Annotated in this window: 7 protein-coding genes; 6 read left to right on the forward strand and 1 reads right to left on the reverse strand. The window is 38.3% G+C overall.

All coding sequences use genetic code 11. The features are described 5' to 3' along the window. Positions 1 to 244: 244 nt before the first annotated feature. The gene (gene trpS, locus B2906_RS07925) at positions 245 to 1,219 is read right to left on the reverse strand and encodes a tryptophan--tRNA ligase (protein WP_091654022.1); all 975 of its coding nucleotides are present in this window, start codon (positions 1,217 to 1,219) and stop codon (positions 245 to 247) included. A 70-nt stretch (positions 1,220 to 1,289) separates the two neighbouring features. Here trpS and B2906_RS07930 point away from each other — a divergent pair, with 70 nt between their 5' ends. From B2906_RS07930 to B2906_RS07955, 6 genes are all read left to right on the forward strand, one after another. Further along, the gene (locus tag B2906_RS07930) at positions 1,290 to 2,372 is read left to right on the forward strand and encodes a DUF1573 domain-containing protein (RefSeq protein ID WP_219958725.1); all 1,083 of its coding nucleotides are present in this window, start codon (positions 1,290 to 1,292) and stop codon (positions 2,370 to 2,372) included. Positions 2,373 to 2,410: 38 nt separating this feature from the next. Continuing rightward, on the forward strand, positions 2,411 to 6,133 hold the full coding sequence (locus tag B2906_RS07935; RefSeq protein WP_286937267.1) for a T9SS type A sorting domain-containing protein: 3,723 nt from the start codon (positions 2,411 to 2,413) through the stop codon (positions 6,131 to 6,133). A gap of 727 nt (positions 6,134 to 6,860) precedes the next feature. Next, positions 6,861 to 8,096: a TRAFs-binding domain-containing protein gene (locus B2906_RS07940; protein WP_286937270.1), complete on the forward strand. Its 1,236-nt coding sequence runs from the start codon at positions 6,861 to 6,863 to the stop codon at positions 8,094 to 8,096. A gap of 3 nt (positions 8,097 to 8,099) precedes the next feature. Beyond that, complete coding sequence (locus B2906_RS07945; protein ID WP_286937272.1) at positions 8,100 to 8,501, forward strand: TIR domain-containing protein; 402 nt, start codon at positions 8,100 to 8,102, stop codon at positions 8,499 to 8,501. A gap of 167 nt (positions 8,502 to 8,668) precedes the next feature. Beyond that, positions 8,669 to 9,403, forward strand: coding sequence for a hypothetical protein (locus tag B2906_RS07950; RefSeq protein WP_286937274.1), 735 nt, complete (start codon positions 8,669 to 8,671; stop codon positions 9,401 to 9,403). Between the two features lie 160 nt (positions 9,404 to 9,563). Further along, a partial coding sequence (locus B2906_RS07955) for a hypothetical protein (protein WP_286937276.1) occupies positions 9,564 to 10,226 on the forward strand: 663 nt, incomplete at its 3' end.

A 10,226-nucleotide genomic window follows, 5' to 3' on the forward strand; every position in this document is an offset into this window, starting at 1 on the left:
ACCTTAACCTGACGGCTATGGCCGTTGGCAGGCAGGCGCACGAGGCCGGACGCTGGCCCGCTGCTGCGTCAGCCCACCGCGCCCTCACTATAAAGTTTTTTCTAAAAGGAATGGTTTTCTGTTGCAAAAGAATAATTGACGAATCTTTTTTGGATGATCCTGTCATATCATTTTTTTGTTTGTCCGAAGAATGTTTAGGACTCAGGCTGACATTAGAGCTATTAATGAGACAGCCTCTTATTTTTTATCTAAACCCTAATTTTTCCCTCACTTGGTTGAGTAACTTTTCCCCTACCTGCCTGGCCTTTTCTTCGCCAGCTGCCAGCTTTTCTTCAATTTCTTTAGGGTTTGACATGTAAAAGTCAAAGGCCTTTCTTTCCTCAGCATACTTGGTCAGGATCAATTCAAAAAATTCCTTTTTGGCATGTCCGTAGCCATAGTTTCCCCCCTGATATTTTGCTCTCATTTCTTGAGTCTGGGTTTCTGAAGCTATAAGGCTATATAACTTGTATACATTACAGGTATCGGGATCCTTAGGCTCTTCCAAAGGGGTACTGTCAGTGACAATCGTATTGACCACCTTTTTCAACTGCTTTTCAGGAAGGAAAATGTCGATGTAGTTATTGTAAGATTTGGACATTTTCTGTCCATCCGTTCCAGGGATAGTTTTTACTGATTCTGAAATTCTTGCCTCAGGAATGGTCAAAAGATCTTCTCCAATAATCCTGTTGAATGTAGAAGCAATATCTCGGGTCATCTCAAGATGCTGCATTTGATCTTTCCCAACGGGCACCAAATCGGCAGAATACAATAATATATCCGCTGCCATCAAAACAGGATAGGTAAAGAGACCGGCATTTACATCAGCCAATCGCTCCGATTTATCCTTGAAGCTATGTGCATTGGCAAGCATAGGGAAAGGAGTAAAGCAGTTCAAGTACCAAGTGAGTTCTGCCACTTCAGGCCTTCTTGATTGTCTGTAGAAAACTGTCTTTGAAATATCCAGGCCAAAAGCTAACCAAGCGGCGGCCACTGCCAAAGTATTCTGCTTGCGGAGCTCGCTGTCCTTGGAACTGGTTAAAGAATGAAAATCTGCAATAAAAATGTATGATTCTTCCTGGTTTTCCTTCGCTAGTTGGATTGCAGGAACGATTGCCCCAAGAATATTTCCCAAATGGGGTCTTCCACTACTTTGTATTCCTGTCAGTACTCTTGCCATTGGTCTAATTTTGGCGCAAAATAAGTAAAACAGCCTACAATTCGGTTGGATTTATACGTTATTTGTTGGTATGAATACGAATATAAAAACCCTTTTCAGCTGCCTGATTTTCATTTTTGGGTCACAAATTGGTAAGGCTCAGACACCTAAATTAATTTGGGAGATCAATAAAATTGATTTGGGTACTATTCTGGAAGAGCAAGGTCCTGTGACTGCAGAGTTTAAATTCACTCATACCCAGGATTCGATTTTTGTAATTGAAAAAGTATATACCGATTGTGGATGTACCACCGTCGACTTTACTCAGGATAGTTTGAAAGTAGGGGAAAAGGGTTCTGTGATTGTTTCTTTGGATCCCAGTTCTGCAGCAGGCTTTTTCTCCAGAATGATTGTAGTAAAAGGCAATCTTGCCGGAACTTCGGACACACTTTTTATTGAGGGAACAGCTATCCCGTATCCTCAGAATCCCGAACTTGAATATCCCAAAAAACAACAAGGAGTAGGCTTTAGACTCGATAAAGTCAATATGGGGGATGTTTTTACAAACGAGCCAAAAATCAAAGAGATTGAGTTTTATAACTTTTCCAAAAAAACGCTGAATAGCAAACAGTTTCAGTATAAAGGCCCGGAGCATATTCAGCTTTCTATGGAATATGATTCTGTGAGGTCCAATGAAAGGGGTATTTTGAAACTGGCCTATTATGGTGACAAGAAAAATGATTTAGGTTTTTTTGAAGATCAATTTCAGTTTTCCTTCAGAGATGGAGAGGAAATCAGCTTGGAAATTATTGCCAATATATTCGAATACTTCCCTCCATTCTCCAGAGAGGAGCTAGGCAGTGTAGCTAATTTATCCATTAGCCCTGTGGAAATTGATCTGAAAGAAATTCCTGCTAATGAAATTTTGAACAAAACAGTGAGCCTCACAAACAAGGGAAAAGAAATTTTGGAAATAAGAAAGGTACAGGGTAATTGTAATTGCTTAACTTTAAGTTTACCAAAAACTCAGATTAATCCCGGGGAGACCGTTGAATTACAAATTACCTTTGATCCTAAAGGACGAAAAGGAATAGATCAAAGGAATATTTACATTTTCAGCAATGATCCCTTAAACCCTGTTCAATCATTGATACTTAAATCGAGGGTTAAATAGGAGAGATTCTGAGTGGGTTTTTAATTAAATTCTGCGCTATGAAACCGCTTAGATTTTTATTTTTCCTGGCTTTCTTAATCTTTTCAGGCTCTTTTGTCAGAGTTGCAGAACCTACATTCCGTGTAAAACCCTACTTGCAGGTTTTCCAGGATGGAAAAGTTCAGATATCCTGGTTTACCAGTTCCAATACGGCCTCTGAATTCAAGGTTTTTGATAATCAGGGAACCCTGATTTTGAGTCAAACAATCAACGGGGAAGAGGTACCGGAAATTTTTTACACCAGCCAAGAATTAAACCAAAGTATCGATGGCTTGGATAAGGGAAGTTGGCTTTATCAGGCTCAGGTATTTAGGTTTAGAGTTCAGCTAACCAACCTCAAGACAAATCATACCTATCGTTACCAAGTTATTCGTAACGGAGCCGTATTTGAGTCAAATTTTACCACAGCGCCAGATAAAAGTAATTGGGAAAATATTCGATTTATAGCATTATCCGATAGCGAAACAGAGCCACTGGGTAGAGTCAATAGAAGAGCGTGGTTTCCAAGAGACTTGAGTTATAGACCTTCCGCAAATTCCAGTAAATGGAAGGATAAGTTTGGAGTAACTGTAGAACAGGGAATACCCATCCTTAACTATGCCTTAACTGAAAAAGAAGGCTATGCCCAAAATCTGAAAATCATCAATTCCAGAAACCCAAACTTCATTGTGATGCCGGGTGACTTGGTTCAGGGAGGAGGATACCAGCCAGCTTGGGATGAATTTTGGAGACATAATGCAGGGGATTTTGATCAGGGTTTGAGTAAATATCCCATCATTCCGGCTTTGGGTAATTGGGAAAATTTTGGTGGAATCAGTGGGGGATATGGGAATAATGAAAATGGTCAGTTTGCTCCAGTGGTGGGAAGAAAACGCTTTCATGCCTATTTTGAAACACCTTCATCTGATCCCTTACAAAAGCATAGACAGAGCTATTACAGAGTTGATTATGGTCCCATAACAATTTTAACGCTAGATTCCTCCAATGGTACACCTGATCAAAGCCGCAGTGATTTTCCTGAGAATTCCAGACTGAAAAACCAGGAATATACTGTGGATGGAACAGATACCCAAGAAAACTTTACAGCTGCACAATATGCAGCAGCAGGAGGAACGGATTTGAGTGGTTTTGGTCCGGGTTCGGATCAGTATGCTTGGTTAGAGGCAAATCTGAAAAGCGCAAAAGAAGCCGGCCAGTTGATTTTTGTGCAATTTCATCATATTCCTTTTAGTTCGGGTGAGCATGGTGTTCCTATGAATCATGAATTGGCTACCGGTCAGGGAGGAACTCCCCTAAGAGTATTGCATCCACTTTTTGAAGCCAATGGAGTAATAGCCGTTTTGGCTGGACATGATGAGCTATTTGAGAGAAGCCTGGTAGATTTGGACGGGGATGGAAAAGGTGTCTTGTACTATGATGTAGGAGTTGCGGGTGATGGAATGCGGGGAGAAAAGCGAAACTGGCTCAGAAATCCGCTAGAGCTACTCAATTATAATCCTTATAAAAAATGGACAGCTGATCAGAATGAACCCGAGCAATGGGACACTTCCGGATCTACTCCTCTTTTAAAAGATGGGGGGAAACACTACGGACATTTGGAAGTCAATCTGAAAAAGATCCAAGACGGAGGAAAGACATTCGCCCAGATTGACTTTGATCCTGTTTATGCATTTCCTGTGCTGAATAGCAATTATGACCTTGAAAAGGTAGAGCGAAGAGTCTATGGGGATTCTTTTAGAGTGATGGTTGAACTTTCCCAAACCAGCGAAGTGATTGCTCCTCAATTCAAGGAGAAAATTACTGTTGAGTTAAATGAGAACGGAATTGCAAATACCAAAGCCCAGGACTATTTCAACAACACCATTCAAGCTAATTGGACAATTACCTTTTCTAGAGATATCAACTTTTCCTGTGCCGATTTGGCTGGGAGCGAGGTGGAAATCCAAGTAAAGGATGATAAAGGAAATACCTGGACCAAAGTGGTGCTTGTCACCATGCTGGATAAAATTCCGCCAAAATTGGTTGGTAAAACACCGACCCAAAAATTGGATTTGATTTTGGGCAAACTGGAATTAAAACCAGAAGACTTCCTAGCCTCGGCTTTCGATAATTGTGGTGAGATCAGATACGAATTAAGCAAGCAGAACTTTACCTGTGAGGATATTGGAAAGAAGCATGTGGTGAAAATTTTCGGCATTGACTCATCAGGGAATCAGTCTTTTATTGAGGTGGAATTCGAACTTCAATCTTTCCAGTCTAAGGAATTGTCTATTAGTCCTGCTTCAGGAACTCAAATTCCTTTTGGCCAGCAAAAGTTGGTGACTTTGGGCAATGAATTTGATTACGAGGTCTTGGGGTGGTACTACAATGAGGAGGTGATAGCAAATCAATTTGGAAAAAGTATAGAAGTATCTAAGCCAGGTCAGTATTTCGCCAAAGTAAAACCCTTGCCTAATGGATGCCCTGTTTTCAGTAAGAAAACAAGTCTAACTCAGGGCGATGATCCATTTGCAGGGATTAAAAAAGAAATCATCCTGATTTTAAATCCCAATGGAATTGCAGAGCTAGGCCCTAAATCCCTATTTGATAATTGGAATGCTGAACTTGAAAAATACACTTACATTTTTTCAAAAAATCGGTTCACCTGTGAAAACATAGGGACGAATGAAGTCAAATTGGAGATCAAATCAGGAAATGATCTAGTTGCTGAGTATACGATCATCGTTCTTGTCAAAGATACGCTAGCTCCGGTTTTAACAGTCAAGGAATCATTCCAATTGGAGATTAAACTGGAAACAGGAAAAGGGGTATTGCAAGCATCTGATTTAGTCATTGAAGCTAGAGATATATGCTCCATCAGTTCTTTGACCTTAAGTAGATCGGAGTTTGGTTGCGAGGATATTGGGAAAACCATTCCAGTGAAAGTAACTGCAAAAGATCCTTCCGGCAATATCAAAGAAGCTACCACTCAGGTGAAGGTAGTGGGAGTAGAAACCGCTAGACCAAAGGTGGTGGGAAATCAAGCACTTTGTGCAGGAGCAACTGGTGTTTTGGAGATTGAAAGTACACAGGATTTTGAGGTGGTAAAGTGGTTTAGAAACGGTCAGGAAATAGTCGGCGAGAAAGGTAAAAAGCTTGAAATCAAAGAAGGAGGGAAGTATCAAGCAGTAATTCGATATATCGGTGCTTGTCTATCGGAAAGTTTGCCTTTAGAGGTGAGCCTAAAAGAAAATCCTGGTGGTGAGATTAAAGTGGATGGAGATATCCTGAGAGCTCCGGAGGGAATGGCTTCCTATCAATGGTTTAAGGATGGGGAAAAAATTGCTGGCGCTACCCAAAGAGAGCTGAAAGTTACTGCGATGGGTACTTATAAAGTTCAGGTTACCAATGAGGCAGGTTGCACAGCGATGTTGAAAGAAGTTGTCATGACGATAGCAGGCTTGCCTTTAGGGAAGTTGTTAGTGCAAAACCTGAAAGTTTATCCCAATCCAGCTAAGAACCATGTAAAATTGATGGCAGAAGGTGAATGGGAGCTAGACTCCAAGACTGTTTCTATTTTCGATCTTTCAGGAAAAAATGTAAGTCAGCAAATTATTCTAGTAAGCGCTAATTTGAGTGAAATTAGCTTAGATGTAAGCCTACTGCCTTCAGGCACTTATACGATTATGGTTTTCAGTATTGATCAAAAAGTTTTGATAGGTAAATTGATCAAGTTGGATTGAAAAAAACTGATTATTCGCAGTCGTGCAACTTACCATATTTTCTCTGCTTAACCTATGGGTAGACCGATGACCGAAGCTTCGGAATTCTGATCCTTTGGGTTAATTCTTAGCCGTATTCATCTTCTTTCTGGAAAGAAAGCGAATATTCTTGAAAAATAAGTCTGTCAATGAACAAAGGAGATTGAGATATGAGTATGTCTCATAAATAACTCTAGTGTCAGCCTGAGCGCATGCCTGTCGCTGACAGGGAGTCGAAGGCCATTTGGCATACATTTCAATCCCGTACAATTGTCGGGGCGCTCCATGAGACAAATTGCACTTTTGAGACAGCCTCATCTTCCTTTTTTAATTCGAAATCATATTGTTCTGTTTTTCATTCCTGCCAGTTATCAATACGCTTGCAAAGCCCTGTTTATGGATACTCGCACTCCTTCTAAATTTTCACAATTCCTGTCCCAAAATGTCAAAAAATACCCTGTTTAGGGTATAGATTTTTTAGTTTGAAATGCTTTTCTTTGAGTGGAGCGAAAGGGATAGTTTTTTGATCGATCTAACTCAGATGAATCAGAAATACTGAAATTCGGCTTTCGAGGATTTGGAATAAAAAGATAAAAAGGTGCATTTATTCACCCAAAATCAATGAATAAGTGTACCAAAAGTGCATAAATAAATAAGTTATGCGGCATACTAAAAGACAACGGAGAATTTAATAACTGAATAATAAAAAATGGAAAAGATTTGTTTTGTTATAATGGGTTATGGAAAGAAAACAGACCCGACTTTAGGTAAAACTTTTGACTTGGATGTTACATATAACACCATTATTAAGCCAGCGGTTGAAAACGCAGGTTTCAAATGTATTAGAGGAGACGAGGTATTGGAATCAGGCATAATTGACAAAAGTATGTATGCTTTATTAATACACTCTGACCTTGTAATTGCGGATATAACAACATTTAATCCTAATGCAATTTATGAACTTGGAATTAGACACGCAGCTCGCCCGTTTTCAACCATTGTAATGAAAGAAAAGGATGGCAATATACCCTTTGATATTAATCATAATAAAACTTTTACATATACTCATATGGGAGAGGATATTGGGAGTAAAGAGGCTGAAAGGTGCATTAGAGCATTATCCGATTTAATAAAGGAGGTTGACAGAAGTCAAGAAACTGATAGTCCATTATTTCATCATATTCGAGGTGTAACACCTTACACCCTGCCTGAAGAAGAGTATATTCAGGTTATAAAAGATTTAGCAGAAAAAGAAAAAAGCATTTTTGCGATTTCAGAGAAAGCCAAAATTGAAATGGCAAATAGTAACTTTACCGAAGCCAAAAAACTTTGGAAAAAACTCGTTGATAAAGTAGAAAATGACACCTACTTTATTCAACAACTTGCACTTTGTACATACAAGGACAAAACAGTTAGTCCCAATGTGGCTTTAGTTGATGCCTTAGGAATAATAAAGCAACTTGAACCTGATGACAGGAATACTATTGACCCTGAAACCTTAGGAATTACGGGGGCAATTTATAAGAGGCTTTGGGAAAACAATCAAGACGAATTAGAATACCTTGACAGAGCAATAGATTATTACAAAAGAGGCTTTACAATTAATCAAGATTATTATACAGGTGAAAATTATGCCTTATGCCTTAATCTTAAAGCCGAATTAATTGAAGACCCTGAAGAAAGAGTATTCTTGAATTTTTCAGCTAAAGAAACTCGAAAAGAAATTATCAAAATCATCAATCTTTTTGAAGAAGACGAAGACTTCGAGATTAGAAGTGATTTAATGTGGATTTATGCAACTCTGTCAAATTGTTACTATGGTATTGGAGAAATTGAAAGACATAGAGAGTTGGAACAAAAGTTTATTGAACTAAATCCTGAGGAATGGCAAATGGAGACATACCAAAAATCCCTTAATCATCTAAAAAACCTTTTAAAATCATAAATTATGGCTAAAACATACACTATTTTCATAAGTCACTCTTGGGCTTATATTGATGACTTAAACAATCTGAAAAGATTATTAGAGAATAGAGGCTACTTTAACGTTCAATTTGAAGAAGCGACACCTGATGTTCCAATAAATTCTGATAACGCATATTACATAAGACAGCGACTAAAACAGAAAATATCGAACTCTGATGTCGTTCTTGGTATAGCAGGAATTTACGCATCTCATAGCGAATGGATGGCGTGGGAGTTGGACAAAGCATTGGAACTAGGAAAACCAATTATTGGTGTGGTGCCTCGTGGAGCAGAAAGAGTATCAACTGTAGTTTCTTCAAGGGCAAATGAAATTGTTCGGTGGAATACTGATAGCATTGTAGAAGCAATAAGAAAATGGGCATAAAAAGTACGACCGCATAACAGCACCTACCCAAAAGTGGCGGTTCAGTGGTTAAATCAAGCTTTGTACTTCTATCAAAGTTTGTGCTTAACTGACAGGGAATCGCTTAGAAATCGCCACCTTCGGGTAGCTGCAGCACGTTAGCACTTATTGTAAGGACAATATAGCAAATGAAAAAATACAGTAGAAGAATACCACTTGACAATTTAAAACTTCTATTAGCCAGAAGTGGAAACCAATGTGCCTTTTCAGACTGTTTGCATCCAATATTTGACAACAATAATTTATTTGTTGCTCAACTCTGCCATATTGAAGCAGTTTCTCCTAAAGGACAACGATATAATCCAGATAGGACAGACGAAGAAATTAACTCAATTGACAATCTTTTATTTCTGTGCTATCGACACCATAAAGTAGCAGACAACATTGACTTATATACTGTTGAAAAGCTAAAAGAGATAAAAACGAATCACGAATCAAAATTCAAAGAGCATTCATACGACTATCCAAAAGAAGTCTTATCTAATTTTGAAAAGGAAATTGAGAATTTTTGGACGCAGGTAGATCAGTTACATTCTGAACATACCTTTCTCGAATTAGCGGTTCCTATTGACACTAAAAAAGACATTCTTTCATTAATAACAGAAACACAAGAATATCTTGAGCATTTGACTGAAGTAAACTCAGTCTTAATGAATGATTGTAAAAGGACACATTTTGAATATGTTTGCTTAGCAATGCCTAACTTATTGACAAGGCTGAGTATTGCAATTGACCAAATAGAAATCAAGTATTTAGAAGAGCAATTACTCAAAAACCCTGACACCAAAGAATTAATTGACAAACTAAAGAAAGTTAGAAAGAACTTTGAAAATATAGCCAAGTATGCAGGACTTGCAGACTAAAACAAGTGCAACAGGCGTTTGGCTCAATGGCGGGTGACGTGGTTAATTGAACATTCTACCTCGCATCAACTTTTGTGGTGTATTGACAGTTTTGTGCTCCAAAATCCGCCACTGCGCCAAGCGCCAAAACGTTGGCGGTAATAATAAATGACACGACAAATTGGACAGTAAAGCAGAACAATATTATCCGACATATACTTTTAAACATGAATATCGTGACGTTGTTTTATTGGAGTTTGAAGAAGCTCAAAAAATAGCAAACGGACAGACTAAAGTTTATGGACAAGTTACTAATATACTATTAGCTGTTGTGACTATTTTAATTCCATTATTCTTTAATCAGGATAAAGAATCTAATCAGACCTTCAACTTCATTAAGGAAAACGCATTATTCTTTTCGACTATCATTTTTTTGTTTGGAGCATTGTTGCTTCGCTATTTTGTGGACTTGCAAAAACAAATAACAATTAACGGAAGAAAAGTTGTAACACTTAGGACAATGCTTGGACTTGACTATGGACATATTCATTTAACTCTTCCAAATTGGCGAGTAGAAGGAGCAACTAACCCTTTTGCTATTAAATATTTTAATGGTTGGTTAATGTTTCAAAGTATGCCATTTTGGGTTTTGACAATTGGTGTTAACGCTATTTGGTGGTTGACAACTAACGATAGACCTGCCTATCCAATTTCAATAAATAACACAACTGTTTTCAGTATTCCTTGGTTGACAGGAAACCTAATAATCACAATTGCATACCTCTTTGTTTTTAGACGCAATTTATATGATACTCACGAAACTGAAGGCTTCCCTCTTTTTGGA

This window comes from Algoriphagus sp. UBA3586, from assembly GCF_002376385.1.
GTDB lineage: Bacteria > Bacteroidota > Bacteroidia > Cytophagales > Cyclobacteriaceae > Algoriphagus > Algoriphagus ornithinivorans.

What these genes read in the sequence shown, in the direction of transcription:
- trpS (WP_091654022.1), bottom strand. Translation starts at nt 1,219, where the DNA reads ATGGCAAGAGTACTGACAGGAATACAAAGTAGTGGAAGACCCCATTTG.
- B2906_RS07930 (WP_219958725.1), top strand. Translation starts at nt 1,290, where the DNA reads ATGAATACGAATATAAAAACCCTTTTCAGCTGCCTGATTTTCATTTTT.
- B2906_RS07935 (WP_286937267.1), top strand. Translation starts at nt 2,411, where the DNA reads ATGAAACCGCTTAGATTTTTATTTTTCCTGGCTTTCTTAATCTTTTCA.
- B2906_RS07940 (WP_286937270.1), top strand. Translation starts at nt 6,861, where the DNA reads ATGGAAAAGATTTGTTTTGTTATAATGGGTTATGGAAAGAAAACAGAC.
- B2906_RS07945 (WP_286937272.1), top strand. Translation starts at nt 8,100, where the DNA reads ATGGCTAAAACATACACTATTTTCATAAGTCACTCTTGGGCTTATATT.
- B2906_RS07950 (WP_286937274.1), top strand. Translation starts at nt 8,669, where the DNA reads ATGAAAAAATACAGTAGAAGAATACCACTTGACAATTTAAAACTTCTA.